Origin of the sequence: Marinobacter excellens LAMA 842 (assembly GCF_001574445.1) — a bacterium.
GTDB lineage: Bacteria > Pseudomonadota > Gammaproteobacteria > Pseudomonadales > Oleiphilaceae > Marinobacter > Marinobacter shengliensis.
Window position 1 is genome coordinate 297,931 of sequence record NZ_LOCO01000002.1, and the last position, 24,231, is coordinate 322,161.

Sequence of the window (24,231 nt, forward strand, 5' to 3'; positions counted from 1 at the left end):
AATTATGTCGGGAAATACATTTGGTAAACTGTTCACCGTAACCACATTCGGTGAGAGCCATGGGGCTGCTCTGGGGTGCATTATCGATGGCTGCCCTCCGGGCCTTGAACTATCAGAAGCCGATATGCAGAAGGATCTGGACCGCCGCAAGCCTGGGACTTCCCGCCACACCACGCAGCGGCGTGAGGCGGATGAAGTGCGCATTCTCTCTGGTGTGTTCGAGGGTAAAACCACCGGGACGCCGATTGGCCTGATCATCGAGAACACCGACCAGCGCTCCAAGGATTACTCCAAGATTTCCGAACAGTTTCGTCCGGCGCACGCCGACTACACCTACACACATAAGTATGGTGTACGGGATTATCGGGGTGGTGGCCGGTCATCGGCCCGCGAAACGGCCATGCGTGTTGCCGCCGGCGCGGTCGCCCGAAAGTTTCTTGAGCAGCGTCTGGGCATTCGCATTCGTGGCTACCTGTCTCAGCTTGGGCCAATCAAGGCGGAAAAGCACGATTGGGATCAGGTGCACCAGAACCCCTTCTTCTGTCCGGACGCCGACAAGGTGCCAGAAATGGAAGCCTATATGGATGCCCTGCGCAAAGAAGGGGATTCCATCGGTGCCCGCATTAACGTCGTCGCTGATGGTGTGCCGCCGGGACTGGGTGAGCCGATTTTTGATCGGTTGGACGCAGACTTGGCCCACGCACTGATGAGCATCAACGCGGTAAAGGGAGTGGAAATCGGCGCCGGGTTTGGCTGCATTGATCAGAAAGGCACTGAACACCGGGATGAAATGACGCCGGAAGGGTTTTTGTCCAATCACGCCGGCGGCGTGCTCGGCGGGATTTCCTCCGGCCAGCCAATTATTGCCAGCATCGCGTTAAAGCCCACATCCAGCTTGCGTTTGCCGGGCCGGAGTATTGATGTGCATGGTAATCCGGTTGAGGTGATTACTACCGGTCGCCACGATCCCTGTGTGGGCATTCGCGCCACGCCTATCGCCGAGGCCATGATGGCCATCGTGTTGATGGACCATTACCTGCGCCACCGGGGGCAGAATGGCGATGTGGAAGTGAGCACACCCGTCATCGGTCAGCTTTGATCAAACGGAGGCGTCACCATCTACTGGCGGCTGTCTAACCTCTACTTCTGGTTCTTCGCCCTCCTTGGAGGGCTTTTGCCTTATTGGTCCCTCTACCTGGAGGGCCAGGGCTTTTCCTATCTGCAAATCGCCACTCTGATGGCGACCATTCAGCTCACCAAGATTGTCGCGCCAAGCGTCTGGGGCTGGCTGGGGGATCGTTCCGGCCAGCGGGTGCGATTGGTCCGGTTTGGCGCCATTACCGGGTCGCTGTTCTTCGCCGGTGTGTTCATGGAACCCGGGTTCTATGGCCTGCTTCTGGTGATGCTGGCTTTTACCTTCTTCTGGAACGCGATCCTGCCACTTTACGAAGTGATTACCCTGCGGGCACTTGGCACGAGGAAAGACAAGTACGGCAAGGTTCGGCTCTGGGGCTCGGTGGGTTTTATCGGTGCCGTGGCTGTCGTGGGTGCCATTCTGGAGTGGGTTCCGATCAGTTATCTGCCCTGGCTGCTGTTGCCCGTCTTTGCAGGCATCGCCGTATCGGCGTTTCTGGTGCCTGCGGAGCGGGGCGAGCGTAAACCGCCGGCTCCGAAAGGCAGCCTGAAAGCCATCGTCACTCATCCTGCTGTTATTGCCTTCTTCCTGATGAACTTCCTGCTGCAGGTATCCCACGGTGCCTACTACACCTTCTTCAGCATTCATCTGGAACAACATGGATACGGCAAGCTGTCGATTGGCTTGCTCTGGTCACTGGGTGTGCTGGCGGAAATAGGACTGTTTCTGGTGATGCACCGGTTGTCGCATCGGTTCAGTGTGCGCCAGATTGTTATCGGGGCTCTGTTCCTGACCATGATTCGCTGGATACTCATTGCCGAACTGACCATGGTCGTGCCCATACTTATCTTCGCCCAGCTGCTTCACGCAGCGTCCTACGGTGCGTTGCATGCGATTTCTGTGCAATACATTCAGGGGTTCTTTGGCAAGCACCACCATGGCCAGGGGCAGGCCTTGTACAGCGGCCTGACCTTTGGTGCCGGCGGTGCCCTCGGCGCCTGGATGTCCGGTTTCCTGGTGGAAGGAATCAGTACCTCCGCGGCATTCTGGGGCGGTGCGTTCGCCATGGCCATCGCTATTGTCGTGACCTGGCGCGGTTTACAGCCAATGCCCGTGCCGGACGACCACTCTGGTCATTGATTAGCAGCCGATCTCTTCAGCCTCGACAATCTCAAGCAGTGCCCGGGCACCGTTGCTCAATTGCCGGCCACTCAGGGCCACCGCGCCAAGTACCCGGGAAACCGGGTGTCCAACGTCAAGTACCCGAAGACTGTTGTCCAGCATGCTCACCGGCAGCACACTCCAGCCCAGGCCGACACTGGTCATCATTTTGATGGTTTCCAGGTAGTTTGTGGGCATCAAGGGTTTCAGTGGCTGGTTCGCTTCCAGAAACAATCGGCTGACCACCCGGTAGGTCGCAGTACTGGTGTCCGGCAGCAGGGCCGGGTGTTGGGCAAGGTCTGCCAGCCGTGGGTGTTTCAGTTGTGCCAGCGGATGCTCCGCGCCAATGACAAAGGCCATCGGGTCTGGCCATTGCACCAGAATGCGGAATTCCGGGTTCATGCTGTCGCTGAGGGTGACGAACGCAATCTCGGCGTTACGCTTCTTCATCTGGTGGTAGGCGGCGTCGGATTCCATGAACTGAAGGTCCAGCGTTACTTGTGGGTATCCGCGGCGGTAGCGCCTGAGCCAGTTTGGCAGGTGGTGCAGGCCGATGTGGTGGCTGGCAATGAGCTGGAGCTCGCCTTCGATGGTGTCGGCGTTTGGGCTGAGGGCGAGGCGGGCGTTGTGTATTTCGTCGAGGATCTTGCGGGCGTGGGGCAGGAGTCTGGCGCCGGCTTCGGTGACGCGGATTTCCCGGTTGCTTCGGTCGATGAGTTTGGTGCCAAGCTGGGTTTCGAGGGCGGCGAGGCGTTTGCTGATGGCCGGTTGTGTCAGGTGGAGTGTTTCGGCGGCTTCTGAGAAGGAGCCCTGGTCGACTATGGTCAGGAAGGCTTTCAGGGAGTTTGCGTCCATTTTTGTTGTCCCGCCTCTGGTTGGGATAGGCCTTTGGTTCTGTGGCAGGTCCCGGCTTGCGGGGCACCTTTTCAAAAAACGCTACGAGCACATCCCTGTGCGCTTCGCTCCGGCCATCCATGGCCTACGAGATTTTTGGAAAGGTGCCCCGCAAGCCGGAACTCCAGCTTTGGGTTACAGCCGATCGATTCATTGGTTCTAAAGAAGCCCCGATTATTGTCCGGGGCGCGACTGGGCGGGAAGGCTTTTCAAAACCGTTGAGGGCCATGGACGGCCCGAAACGAGCCCACATGGACGTGCTTGTAGGCGGGTTTTGAAAAGCCTGACCTACCCAGTTGCGTCTTGCACTAAACAACCGGAATATTAAGCCCATAACCTAAAGGAATGCAAAGAATGAAAAACATGAATTGAGGTTATTCGGGGCGAAAGAGTAAGATAGGCGAACTGAGAGCATAAACAGAAACCCCCAGAGAGTGAGAGAGCAACCATGGCGGGCAAGACTTTATACGACAAGTTGTGGGACGACCATTTGGTCAAACAGCGGGACGATGGCTCTGCGTTGATCTACATCGACCGGCAGTTGCTGCACGAAGTGACATCGCCGCAGGCGTTTGAAGGTCTGCGCCTGGCCAACCGCAAGCCGTGGCGGATTGATGCCAACATCGCCACGCCGGATCATAACGTGCCGACTACCGATCGTGACAAAGGCATCGACGGCATTGTTGACCCGGTTTCCCGTACCCAGGTGGAGACTCTGGACAAGAACTGCGACGAGTTCGGGATTCTGGAATTCAAGATCAAAGACCAGCGCCAGGGCATCGTGCACGTGATCGGGCCGGAGCAGGGGGCAACCTTGCCGGGTATGAGCATTGTCTGTGGTGACTCCCACACCTCTACCCACGGCGCCTTTGGTTGCCTGGCTCATGGTATCGGTACGTCCGAAGTTGAGCACGTGTTGGCGACCCAGTGCCTGGTTCAGAAGAAAATGAAGAACATGCTGGTGAAGGTGAACGGCAAGCTTGGCGCGGGTGTGACCGGTAAGGATGTGGTTCTGGCCATCATCGGCAAGATCGGCACCGCTGGCGGTACCGGTTACGCCATCGAGTTCGGTGGTGAGGCGATTCGTGGCCTGAGCATGGAAGGCCGGATGACCATCTGCAACATGGCCATCGAAGGCGGTGCCCGCGTGGGCATGGTGGCGGTGGACGACATCACCATTGACTACGTGAAAGGCCGTCCGTTCTCGCCAAAAGGCGAAACGTGGGACAAGGCGGTTGAGTACTGGCGCACCTTGCACAGCGATGACGATGCGGTATTCGACAAGGTGGTTGAGCTGGACGGTGCCGCCATCAAGCCGCAAGTAAGCTGGGGTACGTCTCCGGAGATGGTGACCGGTGTTGATGGCAATGTGCCGGACCCGGCGAAGGAAGAAGACCCGATCAAGCGTGAAGGCATTGTTCGCGCGCTTAAATACATGGGGCTGCAGCCGAACCAGAAGATTACCGACATCCAGCTGGACCGGGTGTTTATCGGTTCCTGCACCAACAGCCGCATTGAAGACTTACGCGAAGCTGCGGCCGTGGTGAAAGGCCGCAAGGTGGCCGCCAGCCTGAAACAGGCGATGGTTGTGCCGGGTTCTGGTCTGGTGAAAGCCCAGGCAGAACAGGAAGGTCTGGACAAGATCTTCATCGAGGCGGGCCTGGAATGGCGTGATCCCGGTTGTTCCATGTGTCTGGCCATGAACGCCGACAAGCTGGGGCAGGGCGAGCATTGTGCGTCCACGTCCAATCGGAACTTCGAGGGCCGTCAGGGCTTTGGTGGGCGTACCCATCTGGTGAGCCCGGCGATGGCGGCGGCGGCAGCCGTGTCTGGCCATTTTGTTGATGTTCGTGAGTTGTTGAACTGATCCACAGGAGAGAGACCATGCGCGCATTTACGCAACACCAGGGTATTGTTGCCCCCATGGACCGGTCCAATGTGGATACGGACATGATCATTCCCAAGCAGTTTCTGAAGTCGATCAAGCGCACGGGCTTTGGCCCGAACCTGTTTGATGAGCTGCGTTACCTGGACGAAGGAAAGCCGGACCAGGATTGCTCTGGCCGCCCGCTGAACCCGGAATTTGTGCTCAACCAGGACCGCTACAAGAACGCCAGTGTGCTGCTGGCCCGCCGGAACTTTGGGTGTGGCTCCAGCCGTGAGCACGCGCCCTGGGCGTTGGATGACTTTGGTTTTCGGGTGATTATTGCCCCGAGCTTTGCTGATATTTTCTATAATAACTGCTTTAAGAACGGCTTGTTACCCATTGTTCTTGATGAAGAAATTGTTGATAAGTTGTTCCGTGAAACAGAGGCTAATGACGGTTATGAGTTAACGGTGGACCTGGAAGCTCAGACAGTAACGACCCCCTCTGGTGAGTCTTACAGTTTTGATGTCGATAATTTCCGTCGTCACTGTCTGCTCAATGGCCTTGATGATATCGGTGTGACCCTTGAAGATGCCGATGCCATTCGCGCCTACGAAGATGCTCGCCGCCAGACTGCCCCCTGGTTGTTTAACGCTGGAAACTGATAAACAAGGATTTTGATATGTCCCGTAATGTGTTGCTTCTGCCGGGTGACGGCATTGGTCCGGAGATTGTTGCTGAAGCGGAAAAGGTTCTGAACAAGGTCAATGATCAGTTCAATCTTGGCCTGACCTTCGACAAGGCTCTTGTGGGTGGTGCGGCGATCGATGCCACGGACTCACCGCTGCCGGACGAAACCCTGGAGAAGGCGCGCAATGCCGACGCCATTCTGCTGGGTGCCGTCGGCGGTCCTCAGTGGGATAGCCTGCCGATGGCCAAGCGCCCGGAGAAGGGCTTGCTGGGTTTGCGGTCCAACCTTCAGCTGTTCGCCAACCTGCGCCCTGCCATCCTGTATCAGCAATTGGCCTCCGCTTCTTCCCTGAAGCCGGAAGTGGTTTCTGGCCTGGATATCCTGATCGTGCGCGAGCTGACCGGCGGTATCTATTTTGGACAGCCCCGCGGTGTACGCGAGCTGGAGAATGGTGAACGCCAGGGCTACAACACCTATCAATACACTGAGTCCGAGATTCGCCGCATCGGCCGCGTCGCCTTTGAGGCAGCCCAACAGCGTGGCAAAAAGCTGTGCTCAGTAGACAAGGCCAACGTACTGGAAGTAACCGTGCTGTGGCGCGAAGTCATGGAAGATCTGAAGCGGGAATACCCGGATGTCGAGTTGTCCCACATGTACGTGGATAACGCCGCCATGCAGCTGGTGCGCGCACCCAAGCAATTCGATGTGATTGTGACTGGTAACATGTTTGGTGATATTCTTTCTGACGAAGCGGCTATGCTCACCGGCTCCATCGGCATGTTGCCGTCGGCGTCGCTGAACTCTGAAAAGCAGGGCATGTACGAGCCTTGCCACGGTTCGGCGCCGGATATTGCCGGGCAGGGCATTGCCAACCCGTTGGCCACCATCATCAGTGCAGCCATGATGCTGCGTTATAGCCTGAATGAGGAAAAAGCCGCAGAAGCGATTGAAGCGGCGGTCAGCAAGGTACTGGATCAGGGGCTGCGCACCGCAGACATCATGTCAGACGGTGGTAAGAAGGTTTCAACCCGGGAAATGGGTGAAGCTGTTCTCAATGCGCTTTGAGTCAGCCCTGATTCGCTAAACCGAGACCCGACAGTGGCGCGATGCTGCCACTGCGGGATCATCCATCCTGTCCCTGCCAGCGATAACGGTAGCGGGCGGGCATAATGTGAGGTTCAAAGGTCGCACATGAAGCGAGTTGGACTTGTAGGTTGGCGTGGCATGGTGGGCTCAGTCCTCATGCAGCGCATGCGTGAAGAAAACGATTTTGCCGACATCGATCCGGTGTTTTTTACCACTTCCCAGGCGGGCAAGCCGGCCCCGGACGTAGGCAAAGAAGGCGTTCCGCCACTCCAGGATGCCTTTGATATCGACATCCTGAAAGGCATGGACGTTATCCTGACCTGTCAGGGCGGGGATTACACCTCAGCCGTTTATCAGAAACTGCGTGATGCAGGCTGGGATGGCTACTGGATTGACGCGGCATCGTCCCTGCGGATGGTGGATCACTCCGTCATCGTGCTGGACCCGGTCAACCGCAACGTAATCGATGCCGCCCTGGATAAGGGCGTAAAAGATTACATTGGCGGTAACTGCACCGTGAGCCTGATGATGCTGGCCCTGGGTGGTCTGCTGGAGCAGGATTTGATTGAGTGGGTCTCTCCGATGACCTATCAGGCGGCTTCCGGTTCCGGTGCCCAGAACATGCGGGAACTGTTGAGCCAGATGGGCGCGTTGAATGAGAGCGTCAAGTCTGAGCTGGCCGATCCTTCCTCCGCCATCCTGGAAATCGACCGCAAGGTGACTGACACCATGCGTTCCGGTGATTTTCCCACCGAGCACTTCGGTGTGCCCCTGGCGGGCAGCCTGATTCCGTTTATCGACAAGCAGCTCGATAACGGCATGAGCAAGGAAGAGTGGAAGGCGGGCGTTGAGACCAACAAGATTCTTGGCCGCAGCGACAATCCGATTCCTATCGACGGCATCTGTGTTCGTATTGGCGCCATGCGCTCTCACAGCCAGGCGTTGACGATCAAGCTCAAGAAAGACCTGTCGGTTGCGGAAATCGAGGGTATCCTTGCCAAGGCCAACGACTGGGTGAAAGTCATCCCGAATGATCGTGATGCCACCATGCAGGAGCTCACACCGGCGAAAGTGACCGGCACCCTGAGTATCCCCATTGGGCGGATTCGCAAGTTGTCCATGGGGCCGGAATACATTTCTGCGTTTACCGTGGGTGACCAGTTGCTGTGGGGGGCCGCTGAGCCTCTGCGCCGCATGTTGCGGATTCTGCAGGAACGTTAAATAGTGTTACACAGTGGTAATTAATGCCAACTGTGTCCGGTTTTTCGTATGCCGGAGTGGGGCGGAGGCTGATTTCAGCGTCCGCCCCTGTTATTTTCAGGGCTGTTAAGGAGTTCCGCCCGATTGGTAAAAAAACGGTGCAAGGATTGCGGCTGATTGATTGATAAAAGAGGCTTTATCAACAATACTTGCCAAACTGAACGGTATAATTGCGATATAACAACGAGAACTAAAAAGACGGAAGTCATCCAACCTCGTCCGATTCTGTTGAGATACAGCAGTAAAGAATAACGGAGACTGGAAAGGAAAAAGCATGAAGGTACGCAAGCTTGCGGTTGCCATGGCGCTGGCGGGAGGGCTCGGTTCCGGTGTCGCTCAGGCGTTGGGGCTGGGGGAAATTGAACTGCAGTCCTGGCTGAATGAGCCCCTGGATGCGGAAATATCACTCCGTGAAAGTCGTGGCGTGGATCCCGGTGATGTATTTGTAAATGTTGCACCGGAAGCCGCTTATCAGCGGATTGGCATTGATCGCCACCAGTTTCTGAGCAGGCTGAGGTTTGAGGTGGTTACCGCTTCTGACGGCAGTCTCGTTGTTAACGTCTCTTCCCGGGAGCCACTCCGGGAACCTTACCTGAATTTTCTGTTGGAGCTGACCTGGCCTAATGGCCGACTGATGCGGGAATATTCGGTGCTGGTAGATCCACCAGTGTATGCCGAAGATTCCGGTGTTCAGGAGCAGGTGAGTGCTCCTTCGGCAGCGCCAGCAAGTCCAAGGCAGGCAGCGCCCCGTAGCCAGGAGTCTGTGCGTCGCCAGGCCCAGGCCGAGAGTTCACTTGCCCGGGGTTATCAGGCTGACACGTTCGGCCCGACCGGTCCATCAGACACACTCTGGACCATCGCCCAGCGTGTCCGCCCGGACAGCTCTGTGTCCATGCAGCAGGTTATGCTGGCCCTTCAGGACCAGAACCCGAATGCCTTCATCGGTGACAATATCAACCGTTTGAAGCGCGGTGAAGTCCTGCGAGTTCCGACTTTGGAACAGATTCGAAGCCGTAGTCAGGCGGAAGCCAACCGGGTGGTCGCGCAGCAGAATGAGGCGTTCCAGTCCCGCACGGTTGATGCCACCCGTACCGCAGAGGCTGAATCTGCCCCGGCGCCTACCCAGGCTGGTACTGCCGGCGATGAGTTGCGCCTGTTGGTAGCTGATGGTGAATCCCGAGACGTAACCGAGGGTGGCTCTGCTGGCGGTGACGGCGATTTGCCGGGCGGCAGCGACGTAGGCTCAGCGGTAGCAATGGAAGAACTGGAAGCCACGCGCCGCGAAAACGAAGAATTGAACAGCCGCCTGGCGGATCTTCAGGATCAGGTGTCCACCCTGCAGCGTCTGTTGGAGCTCAAGAACAGCCAACTTGCAGATTTGCAGGGTATGACGGCTGAAGAGGCAGCAGCAGATCAGCTCCCGGACGACGAGGCCGAAGAACTGTCGGCAGTTGACGGCGCTGACGAGGTCGCCGAGGACGATTCGGAAGCGCTCGAAGAGATGCCCGCAGCTGAGGGTGGCGAGCAGGCCGCAATGGATGAGCTGACAGACGACAGTGGCGTTGATGGCGCCGGTGAGGAAGTCGCGACTACCGAATCAGCGCAACCCGTCGATGAAGCGGCAGAGCAGGAAGCGGAAGAGACAGACGTGGCCGCCGCTCCGGCAGCAGAGCAGCCGAGCGAACAGCCTCGTCAGCCAACTCCTGTTGCCCCTCCCGCCGCGGAGAAGGGTTTCCCCGGCAATGTGATTGACGCCATTTCAAACAATCCGATGTACCAGATTGCCCTGGGTGGCGGTCTGGTTTTGCTGTTGCTGTTGCTTCTGCTGGTTGCACGCCGGAACGCCAATCGTGAAAAGGCATTCTACGATCAACTCAACAGCGAGGACGGTAGCGAAAGCGATTCGTTTGATCTGAGCCTGGAAGACGAAGCTGGCGATCAGCAAGAAGGCGCTGATGCCCTGGCCGAAGCCGACACCTACATTGCCTATGGTCGTCATGATCAGGCAGCACAGGTACTTGAAACCGCCATTTCCCGGGAGCCGAGCCGCACTGATCTCCGGTTGAAGCTGCTTGGGGTATACGCGGACAGTCAGGATCGTGATTCGTTCGAGAAACAGTACGGTGAAATTGAGGCCCTGGAAGACGAAGCTGCTATTGAGCAGGCAACGGTTCTCCGCGAGCGCCTTGAAGAAGCCGAGTCTATGCCAAGCATCGACGACCTTGAGTCGCAACTGCGGTCTGATTCCTTCAGTACTTCGGTGGCGACAGAGGAAGAGCTTGGTCAGGAAGACGAATTACCGTCTGATGATGAGTGGCAACTGTCCGATGACTTGAAAGCAGACGAGTTTGAGGCCAGTCCCGAGCCTGAGCAGGAGAACGAGTTCGGAGAGCTGGAATCGGACGTCGAGAAGGAGGGTGATTCTCCCGACGATCTGATTGAATACGACCTTTCCGGTCTTGAGGTATCTGAAAAAGACGAATCCGCCGTCGACACTTCCGAAGAGCAGGATTTCTCTTCTCTCGAAATGGATCTTGAAGACTCGGGCGAGGCCAAAGCCGACGAAGAGGATCTGAGTTTCGATTTCGAGTCCGCACTTGAAGACGAAGCCACCGAAGAGCCGGCGGTTGAGACAGCGGAAGAGGATACTCTGGATTTCGGACTGGAAGAGGAGTCTGATAAAGCAGAACAGGTTGGAGATGCGGAAACCGTTGAGGATGAATTGTCGGGCGACGTGGATGCCCTGGATGAGTCCTTCCTGGACGAGCTTGATGCCGAACTGGACAAGGTTGCTGAGGAAGAAGGAGAGCCGGAAGGGCTGGACCTTGACGAGTCTACGCTGGACGACCTGGAACTTGATGTGTCTGACGAGGATCTCGCCCTGATGGAAGAGTTCTCTGAGTCTGACGAGCAGCCCGCAGGTCCGGAACAGGAAGCCGCATCCCTGGATGAAGAGCTTGGTCTGGAAGACGCCTTCAGCAGCGAAGAACCGGCTGACTCAGAGCCGCCAAGTGAACAGACTCAGGAGGGTGAGCCCGGGGCTACTGAGCAGGAGGCTGATGCCATGGATGACGATCTGGTTCCGCTGGCGTCCGAATCGCTGGACGGAAAGCCGGAGCAAAGTTCCGCGCTTGATATCGATGAGGAGTCATTGGGCGAGGACGATGATTTCGATTTCCTTGCCGGGACTGACGAAGCAGCCACCAAACTCGATCTGGCCCGGGCCTACATCGAGATGGGGGACAGCGACGGAGCCCGTGATATCCTTGAAGAGGTCGCTCTGGAAGGAAACGACGAGCAGAAGGCGGAAGCTCAGGAGCTCCTTAAAAATCTTTCCTGATCCGTTATAATCTCGTTATATCGGCAACAGCGCCGGCCATAAGGCCGGCGCTTTGTTTTTCAGTGAACTCTTTTCGACGGACCAATCCTTGTTTCTCAATTCTCAGCCTTTGACCACAGATAATGCGATCGGTAACGGTCGGGTAGCCATTGCGTTTGAATACGACGGTCGCGGGTTTCATGGCTGGCAACTCCAGAAAAGTGGTGTCCGGTCAGTGGAGAGCGAGCTGGCCAGGGCCGTGTCCAGGGTTGCTGATCACCCGGTTGACCTGGTGTGCGCAGGGCGTACGGATGCCCGCGTTCATGCCAGCTTTCAGGTGGCCCATTTCGATACTCCCTCGGTGAGGAATCTCCGCTCCTGGGTCATGGGCATGAATACCGCCTTGCCGGATGATATTTCCGTGCACTGGGCGGGTAACGGGGTGGCAGATTTTCATGCACGTTTCTCGGCGGTTTATCGTCGCTACCGGTATGTTATTCTGAATCGTCCTGTCAGGCCCGGGATTCAGCGGGGGCAGGTGAGCTGGACCTTTCGGCCGCTTGACGTTGCCAGTATGCACAGGGCGGCTCAGGTGCTTGTCGGTGAACACGACTTCAGTTCGTTCCGGGCAGCCGGTTGTCAGTCCAGAACGCCGGTTCGTTATCTTGAGCGGATTTCGGTAACCCGAAAGGGCGACTATGTCGTAATAGATGTTCAGGCCAACGCTTTTCTACACCATATGGTGCGCAACATTGCCGGCGCCTTGATGGCCGTAGGGGCGGGCAAGCAGCCTGAACCATGGATTGGTGAGGTGTTGGCCAGCAAAGATCGCAAGTTGGCGGGTGTGACCGCACCACCGGACGGACTCTATCTTGTGGATGTTGGCTACCCGGATCAGTACGCAATACCGCGGGCTCTGTGCGGCCCCGGTTTCGTAAGTCCCTGGTTCACCGACGGTGAGAACGGTCCTATTGAGCCAACGCACATTCACCCCAAACAACCGGTGTCAGAAACATGACCACCCGTGTAAAAGTTTGCGGCTTGACCCGGCCCGAAGATATTGACGTCGCGGTAAGGTGCGGCGCAGATGCGATCGGTCTGGTGTTCTATGAGCCGAGCCCACGCTCGGTCACGGTTGAGCATGCCAGGGCGCTGGCGAATCGAATACCTGCCTTCGTCACGCTGACCGGTTTGTTTGTGAATCCGGATGTCCGGTTTGTCGAGAGTGTGCTGGATCAGGTTCCGCTGGATCTGTTGCAGTTCCACGGCGATGAATCCCCGGACGTCTGTGACAGCTTCGGACGCCGCTGGATCAAAGCGGTCAGGGTTCGCGAAGAGGGTCAGATAGAGAACGCCTTTGATGACTATCGCAAGGCCTCCGGCCTTCTGGTTGATGCCTGGGATCCGAATCGCTATGGGGGAACTGGGCAGTCCTTCAACTGGGCATTGATTCCTGAACACCGGCCGTTACCCCTGATATTGGCCGGTGGGTTGTCTTCTGCTAACGTAGCCCGCGCCATTGAAGAAGTCAGGCCCTGGGCTGTCGACGTAAGCGGAGGGGTGGAGCAGAGCAAGGGCAAGAAAGACGCCACCAAACTATCCGATTTTATGAAAGAGGTTCACCGTGTCTGTAAAACTGACTGAAGAGATGTTGAAGGCGCTTCCGGATGCGAAAGGTCACTTCGGTGCCTTCGGTGGCCGGTTTGTTTCTGAAACCCTGATGGACTCGTTGATGACGCTGGAGAAAGAGTATCTCCGGCTGAAAGATGATGCCGAATTCCAGGCCACTTTCGATAAAGACCTGGCGGACTATGTGGGGCGTCCCAGTCCATTGTATTTTGCCGAGCGACTGACCAGGGAAACCGGTGGTGCCCAGATCTGGCTGAAGCGTGAAGACCTCAACCATACCGGTGCTCATAAGGTGAACAACACCATTGGCCAGGCGCTTCTGGCCAGTTTCCTGGGCAAGAAACGAATTATTGCTGAAACCGGGGCCGGACAGCATGGTGTGGCAACCGCGACGGTCTGCGCGCGGCTTGGGCTTGAGTGCCATGTGTTCATGGGGGCGGAAGACGTCAAACGCCAGTCCCTCAACGTCTACCGGATGAAGCTCCTCGGGGCCACCGTGCATGCGGTCCAGAGCGGCACCAAAACCCTGAAAGATGCCATGAACGACGCCATGCGTGACTGGGTGGCCAATGTTGATGAAACCTTCTATATCATCGGTACCGTGGCCGGCCCGCATCCTTATCCACTGCTGGTTCGCGATTTCCAGTCGGTGATTGGTCGGGAAACCCGTCGCCAGGCCCTTGAGCAGGCGGGTAAACTGCCGGATGCGCTGGTAGCCTGTGTTGGTGGCGGCTCTAATGCCATCGGCATGTTCTATCCGTTCCTGTCTGATGAAAACGTTGAGCTTTATGGTGTTGAAGCAGGCGGCCTGGGTATCGAAACCGGTCAGCATGCCGCACCTTTGTGTGCCGGGCGCCCGGGGGTTCTTCACGGTAACCGTACTTACCTGATGGAAGACGAAAACGGCCAGATCGCAGCAACCCATTCGGTCAGCGCTGGCCTGGATTATCCGGGAGTAGGCCCAGAGCACTCCTGGTTGAAAGACATCGGTCGCGCCAATTATGTCTCGGTCACCGATGACGAAGCGCTGGATGGTTTCCGCAAGCTGACCCGTGTTGAAGGTATTATGCCGGCGCTGGAAACCGCCCATGCGGTTGCCTACGCGCTTAAGCTGGCAGCAACCATGGACAAGGACAAGATGATCGTGATCAATGTCTCCGGCCGTGGCGACAAGGATATTCACACCATTGCCCAGTTGGATGGCATTGAGATCTGAAGGTATCAGGAGCAGGCATGAGCCGAATTGAAGGCGTACTGAAATCATTGAAAGAGCAGGGTCGTAAGGCGCTGATCCCTTATATCACCGCCGGTGACCCAGAGCCGGGGCAGACGGTCAGCCTGATGCACACCCTGGTGGATGCTGGCTCAGACATCATTGAGTTGGGCGTGCCGTTTTCCGATCCCATGGCGGACGGGCCTGTTATCCAGCTTGCCTGTGAGCGAGCCCTTGTGCATGGCACGTCCCTGCGCCAGGTCATCGGAATGGTCAAGGAATTCCGGAAGGCCAACACCACCACACCGGTGGTACTGATGGGGTATCTGAACCCGATGGAAGCCATGGGTTACGAGGCGTTTGCGGATGCTGCGGCCGATGCGGGTGTAGACGGTATCCTCACCGTTGACCTGCCGCCGGAAGAGGCCGAAGACGTCGCTCCATTGTTTTCCGCCCGTAACATGGACCCAATCTTCCTGCTGGCGCCCACTACCACGGATGAGCGCATCAAGGCAATCAGCGAACACTCATCCGGTTATGTGTACTATGTTTCAATCAAGGGCGTGACTGGGTCGGCAACCATCAATGTTGATGAAGTGGCGAAAAAAGTGGCCCATGTGCACGAACTGACGGCGCTGCCGGTCGGTGTCGGATTCGGAATCCGGGATGCGGAGACAGCGGCTGCCGTTGGCAAAGTATCCGATGGTGTAATTGTCGGAAGCGTGCTGGTCGATACAATAGCCCGACACCAGACAGATCCCGAAGCCCTGGCCAAGGCGCTGACGGATCTGTTGCACCCGATGCGTGAAGCCCTGGATAGTCTGGCATCCTGAGGGGCCGGCTTCCAGGCATCAAAGGACAGGATGAAAGCATGAGTAACTGGCTGGATAAGATCATGCCGAGCAAGATTCGCTCGGAATCGCGGCAACGTACCGGGGTGCCGGAAGGGCTGTGGAAGAAGTGCCCCAAGTGCGGGGCGTTTTTATACAAGCCTGAACTCGAGAAAAACCTGGACGTTTGCCCGAAGTGTAACCACCACCTGCGTGTGTCTGCCCGGCGCCGGCTGGACATCTTCCTCGACAAGGACGGCCGCGAAGAAATAGCCGCAGAACTGGAGCCTTCTGATCGGCTCAAGTTCAAGGACAGCAAGCGCTACAAGGACCGGCTTTCCGCAGCCCAGAAAGCAACCGGCGAAAAAGACGCCCTGGTCGCTATGAAGGGTTCAACGATGGGCGTTCCCCTGGTGGCTTGTGCTTTCGAGTTCAACTTCCTGGGCGGTTCCATGGGCCAGGTGGTTGGTGAGAAATTCGTACAGGCGGCCAATGTTTCCCTTGAGCACCGTATTCCCCTGGTCTGCTTTTCTGCCAGCGGTGGCGCCCGTATGCAGGAGGCCATTCTGTCGTTGATGCAGATGGCAAAGACCGCTGCAGTGCTGGAGAAGCTCAAGCAGGAAGGCATTCCCTACATTTCGATCATGACCGATCCGGTGTTCGGCGGTGTGTCTGCCAGCCTCGCGATGCTGGGCGACCTCAATATAGCCGAGCCTTATGCGCTGATCGGTTTTGCGGGCCCCCGGGTGATCGAGCAGACCGTCCGCGAGAAACTGCCGGAAGGTTTCCAGCGCAGTGAATTCCTGCTGGAACACGGTGCTATCGATATGATTCTGCACCGGCACCAGATGCGCGAGCGGGTAGCCCACGTTCTTGCCAAGTTCACCGGCCAGGAAAAGCCAGGGACAGAAGATCCCATCGAGTTCGAGATCACGGAAAAACCTGACACAGATGAACACTCCCAGCACTGACGCAAGGCCCGTAACGGTCCCTCCCGGGGCCGGTGCGTCTGTTGAAAAGTGGCTTCAGTATCTGGAAGCCATTCATCCCACCGAAATTGACCTTGGCCTGGATCGGGTTCTGGTGGTTTTGCGCCGCCTGTTTCCGCGAAAGCCAGCAGCGCGAATCATCACTGTAGCGGGCACCAACGGCAAAGGCACGACCGTGGCGGCCCTGGAGTCGCTTTTGCGGGCCGCGGGGCGAACCACCGGAGCTTATACTTCGCCCCACCTTCAGCGTTATAACGAGCGGGTGCGGATTAACGGTCAGGATATCAGCGATGCGGCGTTGATATCCGCCTTCGAACAAGTGGAGGCGGCACGGGGTAAGGTTTCCCTGACCTACTTTGAATTCGGAACCCTGGCAGCCTTCGTGGCGCTCGCCGACGCGGGTGTCGAAGACTGGATTCTGGAGGTCGGCCTTGGTGGACGTCTGGATGCCGTTAATGTGCTGGACGCTGACTTCGCGGTGATCACCTCTATTGATATCGACCATATCGGCTTTCTGGGCGATAACCGGGAAGTGATCGGCTTCGAAAAGGCCGGTATTCTGCGGCCCGGGATTACTGCGGTCTGTGCAGATCCGGAGCCTCCCGCCTCTGTTCTTCAGCAGGCCGCCGCGCAGAAGGTCAATCTTAAGGTGACCGGGCGTGATTACCGGCTCAGGCCGGTTGGCGATTCCGTTGAGCTGACGATTGAGGGGCTCAGTATAACCCTGCCGGCCGGCCCGCTACCTGTCGAAAGTGTTGCGGCAGCGGTGGTGTTGGCGCGGGTGTTGGCGCCAACCATGACTGTCAGCCTGTTAGCGGATACAGCCAGGTCTGTAACGGTGCCGGGGCGTTTTGAGCGGTTGAGAACAAGGCCGGATGTGATCGTGGATGTTGGTCACAATCCCCATGCCGCACGCTGGTTGGCTCAGCGGCTTGAGTTGCAGCGGTCAGGGCAGGGCAAGGTGTTCGGTGTTTATGCCGCTCTGGCGGATAAAGACGTGGAGGGGGTAATGCGGGCCATGGCGCCAGTTGTCGAACACTGGTGGTTCGCCGGTCTCGATGTGCCGCGCGGGCTGAAGGTGCAGACTCTGGTGGAGCGGGCGCGGGCTTGCGGAATTGCCGGTTGCACGGCGTCTGAGTCTGTGGCTGATGCCATCTCTTCGGCACTGGCGGAGGCCGGCGAGAACGACACCATTGTGGTATTCGGTTCGTTCTACACTGTTGCGGAGGCCCGGGCCCGACTTGCCGGCGAAGTCTCTTAAACTTTGTCCATGGCAGGCGCCGGAGCTTTGTGTTAACGGCACTCGGCGGTTAGTATCAGTACCAAACTGTTAGGTTAAGGGAGCCCTTTCTCGTGAACGGATTGAAACAAAGAATCATTGGTGCGCTGGTTCTGGTCTCCCTGGCTGTGATTTTTGTGCCGATGATATTTGACGAGCCCCATTCCGAGCGCCAGTCCCGGCCTGTCACCATCCCCGAGGAGCCGCCGTTCCCTGAAGTGGACGTTCCCCCGGAGCCGGCCCTTGGCGGCAGCGACTACGGCATGAATTCAGCGCCTCAGGACCCTCCCGCTACGGAATCAGCTCCCGGTTATCGACTGATTGAAGGCGTTGAGGAGTCTGCGCCAGAATCGTCCAGCGCCCGCGAGCCCGCGGCCGAGGTAGCAGAGCCGGTTACCCGCACGACGGATAGCCGTGCAGCCAGTTCAGAACCTCAGCCACAGGTTTCGCAATCCTCTGAGCCGGCCACTTCTGCCGGCTCGGCGGAGGAATCCGCTGAGTTCACCCGGTCACTTGAAGGTGCCTGGGTTGTCCAGCTTGGCAGCTTTGGTAATGCCGACAATGCCCGCCGGCTGCGCGACAATGTTCGCGACATGGGGTACGGCGCTCACCTGCAGCAAGTGGAGCGCGGCGACACCACGTTGACCCGGGTGTTCAGCGGGCCGTTTGTCAACAAGTCCGAGGCCGAGGCCGCCAAGAAAGCCCTGGATGATGCCTTCTCACTGAACAGCCTGGTTACCTCCGGCGGAAAGTGACCCGGTGACTTGCAATTTATGAGCCTCAGGCGGTTTGGTGACGCCCGGTTTCCTGTTAGAATTCGCGCTTTCTTTTCTCCATCGGGTTTTTCATGGACGCGCTGATCTGGATTGACTGGGTCATCATTGCTCTGATTGCTGTTTCCACGCTGATCAGTCTGAAGCGGGGCTTTGTTCGCGAAGCCCTGTCGCTGGTGACCTGGGTTGCGGCATTCATCATTGCCCGCACGTTCCATCCTCAGATGCAGTCATTGCTTGAATCCACCGTGGAAACACCACTGGTGCGTTTGATTGCGGCCTTTGCAATTCTGTTTTTCGGCACCCTGATTGTGGGCGCTATTATCAATAATATGATTGGTCATCTGGTGCGGGCGACCGGATTGTCAGCCACCGACCGCGTTCTCGGCATGGGGTTCGGGTTGCTGCGGGGTGTGGTGGTGGTCATTGCCGGTATCGCGTTTACCCGCTACACACCGCTTGCCGAAGATACCTGGTGGAGAACGTCCGTGATGATCGACCGTCTGGCGGTGGTCGAAGACTGGTCCCGCCGAACCCTGGGTGATGAATTTGCCCGGTTCCTGGGCCCCGAAGCAGGGGCCGGGTACAGCACCGAATCCTCAACAGAGCAGGAAGGCGTGGAACCCACGCCTGCATCCCGTTAACATTCAGATTTAACACTCGGAGAGTTCCCCAGCCATGTGCGGCATTGTCGGTATTGTCAGTACTTCAAACGTCAACCAGCTTCTTTACGATGCACTGACTGTTCTCCAGCACCGTGGCCAGGATGCGGCGGGTATTGTGACTTTTCAGGATAACCGGTTCTTTCTGCGCAAGGACAATGGCCTGGTCCGGGACGTATTCCATACCCGGCATATGCGCAGACTGGTAGGCAATGTGGGGATCGGTCACGTCCGTTACCCCACCGCTGGCAGTTCAAGCTCTGCCGAGGCCCAGCCGTTTTACGTGAACAGCCCCTACGGCATTACTCTGGCGCACAACGGCAACCTGACCAATGCCGATGACCTGAGCAGCGATTTGTTCCGCACCGATCTGCGCCACATCAACACCAATTCCGATTCCGAAGTGTTGCTCAACGTATTTGCCCATGAGCTGCAGAAGCTTGGGAAACTGAACCCGACCAAAGATGAGATTTTTTCCGCCGTCCGCGCCGTGCACAAGCGTTGCCGGGGTGCCTATGCCGTGATCGCCATGATTACCGGCTACGGCATTGTCGGTTTCCGGGACCCCAATGGCATTCGCCCGGCCTGTTACGGTGTGCGGGAAAGCGAAGATGGCCAGAAAGAATACATGATCGCCTCGGAGAGCGTGGCTCTGAACGCCGCCGGTTTCGAGATCGTTCGGGATATTGCACCGGGTGAAGCGGTTTATATCGAAACCGATGGTACCCTCTACACCGAGCAATGTGCGGAATCCCCGAAGCTGTATCCATGCATCTTCGAGCACGTCTATTTTGCGCGCCCTGACTCCATCATGGACCGCGTGTCGGTTTACAAGGCACGACTGCGCATGGGCGAAACCCTGGCAGACAAGGTGCTCAGGGAGCGGCCGGACCATGACATTGATGTGGTGATCCCGATTCCGGACACCAGCCGGACTTCGGCCATGCAGATGGCCTATCAGTTGGGTGTCAAATACCGCGAAGGCTTTATCAAGAACCGCTATATCGGGCGGACGTTTATCATGCCCGGCCAGAAAATGCGGAAGAAGTCGGTGCGCCAGAAGCTCAATCCCATAGACCTGGAGTTTCGCGGCAAGAATGTCATGCTGGTGGATGATTCCATCGTCCGGGGAACCACCTGTAAGGAAATCGTTCAGATGGCCCGGGACGCCGGTGCCCGGAACGTCTACTTCGCCTCGGCAGCGCCGCCTGTGCGTTATCCCAACGTGTACGGCATTGATATGCCCTCGGCCAGTGAGCTGATTGCCCACGACCGTTCGGTGGAGGAGGTTCGGGAGCAGATCGGTGCTGACTGGCTGGTATACCAGGACCTGGAAGACCTGATTACCTGCGTCAACGATGTCAACGACGATATCGATGGTTGGGAGTGCTCGGTGTTTACCGGTGATTACGTAACCGGTGACGTAGACGAAGCCTACCTGCGCCGGCTCGAGGACCTGCGTAAAGACGAGAAGCGTCCCGGTGGGCAGATCATCGATGGTGATAATGCCATTATCGACCTCCATAATGACGAAGACTGAACCCCTAACGCCCGTGCCAGGAGAACACTATGACAATCGGCCGTGAAGAACATCTCTGGATTCCTGAATCGGATCTGGACGGTATGTCAGTGGATACCCTGGCCGTGAGGGCAGGGCAGGTCCGCACCGGTCAGCTGGAGCACAGCGACGCCATCTTTCCGACCTCCAGTTTCGTCTATGGCAGTGCCGCCCAGGCGGCAGCCCGTTTTGGTGGTGAGGAGCCCGGCAACATCTATTCCCGTTTTACCAATCCAACGGTTCAGGGTTTTGAGGCTCGCATCGCTGCCATGGAAGGTGGAGAAAAGGCCGTTGCCACTGCCTCGGGCATGGCGGCCATCCTGAGTACCTGTATGGCGTTGCTGCAGTCCGGAGATCACGTTATCTGTTCCCGTGGCGTGTTTGGTACCACCAACGTCTTGTTCCAGAAGTATATGGCGCGTTTCGGGGTTGAAACCACGTTCGTTAGCCTGACCGATGCAGACGGCTGGGAGGCAGCAGTCCGGCCAGAAACCCGGATGCTGTTTATTGAAACGCCATCCAACCCGCTTTGTGAAATCGCTGATATGGACGCGTTGTCTGCGTTGGCGAGGGCCAACGATGCCCTGTTTGTGGTGGATAACTGTTTCTGTACGCCGGTATTGCAGCGACCCCTTGAGCAAGGTGCGGATCTGGTGATTCATTCAGCCACAAAGTATCTGGATGGCCAGGGCCGTTGTGTTGGCGGGGTAGTGGTGGGGCCTGCCAGGTATCTGGATGAGATCTACGGGTTCCTGCGATCTGCCGGGCCCACCATGAGCCCGTTCAATGCCTGGGTGTTCCAGAAAGGGCTGGAAACCTTACCGATCCGTATGCGAGCCCACTGCAACAATGCGTTAGAGTTGGCGAATTGGCTGGAAAGCCAGCCGAGCGTGGATAAGGTGTTCTACGCCGGTCTTGAAAGCCATCCCCAGCATCAGCTGGCGAAGAAGCAACAGGACGGGTTTGGCGGAATTGTGTCGTTTCTGGTTAAAGGGGGCAGAGAAGAAGCCTGGCGCTTTATTGATGCCACCCGAATGATTTCAATCACAGCGAATCTGGGTGATGTGAAAACCACCATCACCCACCCGGCGACGACAACCCATGGCCGGTTATCTCCCGAGGATAAAGACAAGGCGGGCATCACCGAGAATCTGATCCGGTTGTCTGTTGGCATTGAAGCCATTGATGACCTGAAAGCCGATCTGACACGGGGTTTTCAGGCGCTGAAAGACTAAACTCACTGACGGTTTGAGCATTCATGGCGGAATCCGCTAAAGCGAAACAAGCAGCATCGACGGAACTGACAGAAAAACAACAGCGCTTTCGCCGCCTGATGGCCCAAGGGGCCAGAGAGGGTGCGGTTATCGGCATGATTGTGCTGTGCATCTATCTGGCGATGGCGCTGTTTACCTTCAGTGCGTCTGACCCCGGGTGGGCGAGTATCGGCCACGATACCCGCGTGGATAACGCCGCCGGGCGCTCCGGCGCCTGGCTCGCAAGCCTGCTGGTAGACTTCTTCGGGCAGGTTTCCTGGCTTTTCCCGGTGATGATTGCCGGTTATGCCGTCATGCTGATCCGTCGCAGGCACGAGTCACTCGACCTCCATTGGCCACTGTTCATGGTTCGCTTTGGCGGGTTTCTGCTGATTCTGTTGTCGGCCACCAGCCTGCTTTCCCTTTATTCGGTATTTGGTCTTGGTGCCTCCTCCGGTGGTGTACTGGGCACCGCGGTTTCAGAAGCCATGGTGCGCTTCTTCAATCTGCCGGCCACCACGCTGTTGCTGATCGCGATCTTCCTGTTCGCCCTGACCGTGACCGTCGGCCTGTCCTGGTTCCGCCTGATGGACCATGTTGGTGGATTCACTCTGAAAACCGGGCGCTGGCTTCAGTCGCTGTTTAAAAGTAGCGAGCGCAATGTGAAAAGCCCCGGTGCGCCATCCAGTGCCCGCCCTGATCCAGAGCCTCCGGTCGTCAAAGATCGGGTGGCAAGGACCGATCCGGTAACAGAAAAGCCACCGAAGAAAGACGCCTGGTGGCGCCGTTTGTTCCGCCGTAAAGCAAAAATGGCCGAGAAAGGAACGCAAAAAGACAGAAGCAAAGCTCGCAAGGAACCGGCTATTGACGGGCTTCTTGAAATTGAACCTGAACCCGCAAGACTGGAAAGTTTCAGCTCAGGGGATCGGGATGAAACGCCTCGCAAGGCGGCCGCGCCTCAGCAGCCCAAGCCCGCGAACCGGGCGCTGAAAATTGCCCCATTCAAGAAGGATGATCAGGAGCCGGCCGACAAGAAAACCAACAGCAAGCAGGGCTCTTTGCTGGAAGACATTGAGAGCCTGATTCCGCCGATTTCCTTGCTGGACCCGCCAGAGGAACACAAAGAAAAGGGCTACTCGGAAGAATCTCTGGAGCACATGTCGCGCCTGCTCGAAGAGAAACTGGCGGATTTCGGTGTCACGGTTGAGGTGGTCGAAGTCAATCCTGGCCCGGTTATCACCCGATTCGAGATCAAGCCCGCCGCCGGGGTGAAAGTCAGCAAGATTTCCAACCTGGCCAAGGATCTGGCCCGTTCATTGGCAGTGTTGAGTGTGCGGGTGGTGGAAGTCATACCCGGAAAGTCCGTGGTGGGCCTCGAGATTCCCAATGAGGAGCGGGAAATCGTTCGTCTGAGCGAAGTGCTTGGGGCCCGGGTATTTACCGAGTCGTCATCGCCGCTGACCCTGGCGCTGGGTAATGATATTGGTGGTAATCCGATGGTGGCCAACCTGGCCAAGATGCCGCACCTGCTGGTGGCCGGTACGACCGGTTCGGGTAAATCGGTCGGGGTTAACGCCATGCTGCTGAGTATGCTGCTCAAGGCCAGCCCCGATGAAGTGCGCTTTATCATGGTGGACCCGAAGATGCTGGAACTGAGCATCTACGATGGCATCCCGCACCTGCTGGCACCGGTTGTGACGGACATGAAAGAAGCCGCCAATGCACTGCGCTGGTGTGTGGCGGAGATGGAACGGCGCTACCGTTTGATGGCCAGCCTGGGCGTGCGCAACATCGCCGGTTACAACAAAAAGGTGAAAGACGCCCGCGCCGAGGGCGAGCCGTTACTGGACCCTCTCTGGAAACCGGATGAATACCTGGCCAACGACGAACAGGAGCGGCCAGAACTGGAAACCCTGCCGTTCATCGTTGTCGTAATCGACGAATTTGCTGACATGATGATGATTGTCGGCAAAAAGGTGGAAGAGCTGATCGCCCGCATTGCCCAGAAGGCCCGTGCCGCCGGTATCCATCTGATTCTTGCTACCCAGCGGCCATCCGTGGATGTGATCACAGGCCTGATCAAGGCCAATATCCCGACCCGGATGTCGTTCCAGGTGTCGTCCAAGATCGACTCCCGTACCGTGCTTGATCAGGGCGGCGCCGAACAGCTGCTGGGCCACGGCGATATGTTATACCTGCCGCCGGGTTCCGGCCTGCCGGTTCGGGTACACGGAGCCTTCGTTGACGATGACGAAGTACACCGGGTGGTCAGTGCCTGGAAAGCCCGGGGTGAACCGGAATACGTGGATGATGTGCTTAACGGCGCCGAAGGTGAGCACCTGCCGGGCGTGCCAACCCTCAGCGAAGGCGGTGCAGGCGGTGGTGACGAAGGAGACGCGCTGTTCGACGAAGCGGTCGCTTATGTGACCGAGAACCGACGGGTGTCGATCTCCTCCGTACAACGTAAATTCAAGATCGGCTACAACCGTGCCGCGAACCTGGTGGACGCCATGGAAGCCTCGGGAGTGGTCAGTCCGGCGGGTCACAATGGTGCCAGGGAAGTTCTGGCGCCGCCGCCCCCAAGAGACTAGGAGCAGCATACTTATGATCAGATCTGTCTACACGACGATAG

Annotated in this window: 19 protein-coding genes; 18 read left to right on the plus strand and 1 reads right to left on the minus strand. The window is 57.6% G+C overall.

Annotation, left to right across the window (positions count from 1 at the left end):
* Window positions 1–4 precede the first annotated feature (4 nt).
* The gene (aroC, locus tag J122_RS03450) at window positions 5–1,099 is read left to right on the plus strand and encodes a chorismate synthase (RefSeq protein ID WP_061331133.1); all 1,095 of its coding nucleotides are present in this window, start codon (window positions 5–7) and stop codon (window positions 1,097–1,099) included.
* A gap of 30 nt (window positions 1,100–1,129) precedes the next feature.
* Window positions 1,130–2,275, plus strand: coding sequence for an MFS transporter (locus J122_RS03455; protein WP_227510081.1), 1,146 nt, complete (start codon window positions 1,130–1,132; stop codon window positions 2,273–2,275).
* Here J122_RS03455 and J122_RS03460 read toward each other — a convergent pair whose 3' ends face one another.
* Complete coding sequence (locus tag J122_RS03460) at window positions 2,276–3,151, minus strand: LysR family transcriptional regulator (RefSeq protein ID WP_061331135.1); 876 nt, start codon at window positions 3,149–3,151, stop codon at window positions 2,276–2,278.
* A 487-nt stretch (window positions 3,152–3,638) separates the two neighbouring features.
* Here J122_RS03460 and leuC point away from each other — a divergent pair, with 487 nt between their 5' ends.
* From leuC to J122_RS03545, 16 genes are all read left to right on the plus strand, one after another.
* The gene (gene leuC / locus J122_RS03470; RefSeq protein WP_061331137.1) at window positions 3,639–5,057 is read left to right on the plus strand and encodes a 3-isopropylmalate dehydratase large subunit; all 1,419 of its coding nucleotides are present in this window, start codon (window positions 3,639–3,641) and stop codon (window positions 5,055–5,057) included.
* A gap of 17 nt (window positions 5,058–5,074) precedes the next feature.
* Window positions 5,075–5,722, plus strand: a complete 648-nt coding sequence (leuD, locus tag J122_RS03475) for a 3-isopropylmalate dehydratase small subunit (RefSeq protein ID WP_061331138.1) — start codon at window positions 5,075–5,077, stop codon at window positions 5,720–5,722.
* Window positions 5,723–5,739: 17 nt separating this feature from the next.
* Window positions 5,740–6,813 carry a 3-isopropylmalate dehydrogenase gene (leuB, locus tag J122_RS03480; RefSeq protein ID WP_061331139.1) on the plus strand — a complete coding sequence of 358 codons (1,074 nt, stop codon included), beginning with the start codon at window positions 5,740–5,742 and terminating at the stop codon, window positions 6,811–6,813.
* Between the two features lie 126 nt (window positions 6,814–6,939).
* Entirely contained in the window at window positions 6,940–8,055 is a 1,116-nt protein-coding gene (gene asd / locus J122_RS03485) for an aspartate-semialdehyde dehydrogenase (RefSeq protein ID WP_061331140.1), read from the plus strand.
* Between the two features lie 313 nt (window positions 8,056–8,368).
* Window positions 8,369–11,434, plus strand: a complete 3,066-nt coding sequence (locus tag J122_RS03490) for a FimV/HubP family polar landmark protein (RefSeq protein WP_061331141.1) — start codon at window positions 8,369–8,371, stop codon at window positions 11,432–11,434.
* Between the two features lie 88 nt (window positions 11,435–11,522).
* Window positions 11,523–12,431: a tRNA pseudouridine(38-40) synthase TruA gene (gene truA / locus J122_RS03495; protein WP_061331142.1), complete on the plus strand. Its 909-nt coding sequence runs from the start codon at window positions 11,523–11,525 to the stop codon at window positions 12,429–12,431.
* Window positions 12,428–13,057 (plus strand): phosphoribosylanthranilate isomerase, encoded by a 630-nt coding sequence (locus J122_RS03500; protein WP_061331143.1) that lies wholly within the window; start codon window positions 12,428–12,430, stop codon window positions 13,055–13,057. Before truA ends, J122_RS03500 begins: the two co-directional genes overlap by 4 nt.
* On the plus strand, window positions 13,050–14,258 hold the full coding sequence (trpB, locus tag J122_RS03505) for a tryptophan synthase subunit beta (RefSeq protein WP_197463805.1): 1,209 nt from the start codon (window positions 13,050–13,052) through the stop codon (window positions 14,256–14,258). Before J122_RS03500 ends, trpB begins: the two co-directional genes overlap by 8 nt.
* A 17-nt stretch (window positions 14,259–14,275) precedes the next feature.
* Entirely contained in the window at window positions 14,276–15,088 is an 813-nt protein-coding gene (gene trpA / locus J122_RS03510) for a tryptophan synthase subunit alpha (protein WP_058089714.1), read from the plus strand.
* Between the two features lie 38 nt (window positions 15,089–15,126).
* Window positions 15,127–16,056 carry an acetyl-CoA carboxylase, carboxyltransferase subunit beta gene (gene accD, locus J122_RS03515; protein ID WP_058089715.1) on the plus strand — a complete coding sequence of 310 codons (930 nt, stop codon included), beginning with the start codon at window positions 15,127–15,129 and terminating at the stop codon, window positions 16,054–16,056.
* Window positions 16,037–17,335, plus strand: coding sequence for a bifunctional tetrahydrofolate synthase/dihydrofolate synthase (gene folC, locus J122_RS03520; protein ID WP_061331144.1), 1,299 nt, complete (start codon window positions 16,037–16,039; stop codon window positions 17,333–17,335). The genes accD and folC overlap by 20 nt, the downstream gene beginning before the upstream one ends.
* Window positions 17,336–17,427: 92 nt before the next feature.
* Window positions 17,428–18,108, plus strand: coding sequence for an SPOR domain-containing protein (locus tag J122_RS03525; RefSeq protein ID WP_061331145.1), 681 nt, complete (start codon window positions 17,428–17,430; stop codon window positions 18,106–18,108).
* Between the two features lie 92 nt (window positions 18,109–18,200).
* The gene (locus tag J122_RS03530; protein ID WP_061331146.1) at window positions 18,201–18,770 is read left to right on the plus strand and encodes a CvpA family protein; all 570 of its coding nucleotides are present in this window, start codon (window positions 18,201–18,203) and stop codon (window positions 18,768–18,770) included.
* Window positions 18,771–18,804: 34 nt separating this feature from the next.
* A complete protein-coding gene (purF, locus tag J122_RS03535; RefSeq protein ID WP_061331147.1) occupies window positions 18,805–20,328 on the plus strand; it encodes an amidophosphoribosyltransferase in 1,524 nt (507 codons plus the stop codon).
* A gap of 29 nt (window positions 20,329–20,357) precedes the next feature.
* Window positions 20,358–21,581 (plus strand): O-succinylhomoserine sulfhydrylase, encoded by a 1,224-nt coding sequence (locus J122_RS03540; protein ID WP_061331148.1) that lies wholly within the window; start codon window positions 20,358–20,360, stop codon window positions 21,579–21,581.
* A gap of 23 nt (window positions 21,582–21,604) precedes the next feature.
* Window positions 21,605–24,190, plus strand: a complete 2,586-nt coding sequence (locus tag J122_RS03545) for a DNA translocase FtsK (RefSeq protein ID WP_061331149.1) — start codon at window positions 21,605–21,607, stop codon at window positions 24,188–24,190.
* Window positions 24,191–24,231: the final 41 nt, after the last annotated feature.

Coding starts and splice junctions, on each gene's coding strand:
- aroC (WP_061331133.1), top strand. CDS start 5: ATGTCGGGAAATACATTTGGTAAACTGTTCACCGTAACCACATTCGGT.
- J122_RS03460 (WP_061331135.1), bottom strand. CDS start 3,151: ATGGACGCAAACTCCCTGAAAGCCTTCCTGACCATAGTCGACCAGGGC.
- leuC (WP_061331137.1), top strand. CDS start 3,639: ATGGCGGGCAAGACTTTATACGACAAGTTGTGGGACGACCATTTGGTC.
- leuD (WP_061331138.1), top strand. CDS start 5,075: ATGCGCGCATTTACGCAACACCAGGGTATTGTTGCCCCCATGGACCGG.
- leuB (WP_061331139.1), top strand. CDS start 5,740: ATGTCCCGTAATGTGTTGCTTCTGCCGGGTGACGGCATTGGTCCGGAG.
- asd (WP_061331140.1), top strand. CDS start 6,940: ATGAAGCGAGTTGGACTTGTAGGTTGGCGTGGCATGGTGGGCTCAGTC.
- J122_RS03490 (WP_061331141.1), top strand. CDS start 8,369: ATGAAGGTACGCAAGCTTGCGGTTGCCATGGCGCTGGCGGGAGGGCTC.
- J122_RS03500 (WP_061331143.1), top strand. CDS start 12,428: ATGACCACCCGTGTAAAAGTTTGCGGCTTGACCCGGCCCGAAGATATT.
- trpA (WP_058089714.1), top strand. CDS start 14,276: ATGAGCCGAATTGAAGGCGTACTGAAATCATTGAAAGAGCAGGGTCGT.
- accD (WP_058089715.1), top strand. CDS start 15,127: ATGAGTAACTGGCTGGATAAGATCATGCCGAGCAAGATTCGCTCGGAA.
- folC (WP_061331144.1), top strand. CDS start 16,037: ATGAACACTCCCAGCACTGACGCAAGGCCCGTAACGGTCCCTCCCGGG.
- J122_RS03530 (WP_061331146.1), top strand. CDS start 18,201: ATGGACGCGCTGATCTGGATTGACTGGGTCATCATTGCTCTGATTGCT.
- purF (WP_061331147.1), top strand. CDS start 18,805: ATGTGCGGCATTGTCGGTATTGTCAGTACTTCAAACGTCAACCAGCTT.
- J122_RS03540 (WP_061331148.1), top strand. CDS start 20,358: ATGACAATCGGCCGTGAAGAACATCTCTGGATTCCTGAATCGGATCTG.
- J122_RS03545 (WP_061331149.1), top strand. CDS start 21,605: ATGGCGGAATCCGCTAAAGCGAAACAAGCAGCATCGACGGAACTGACA.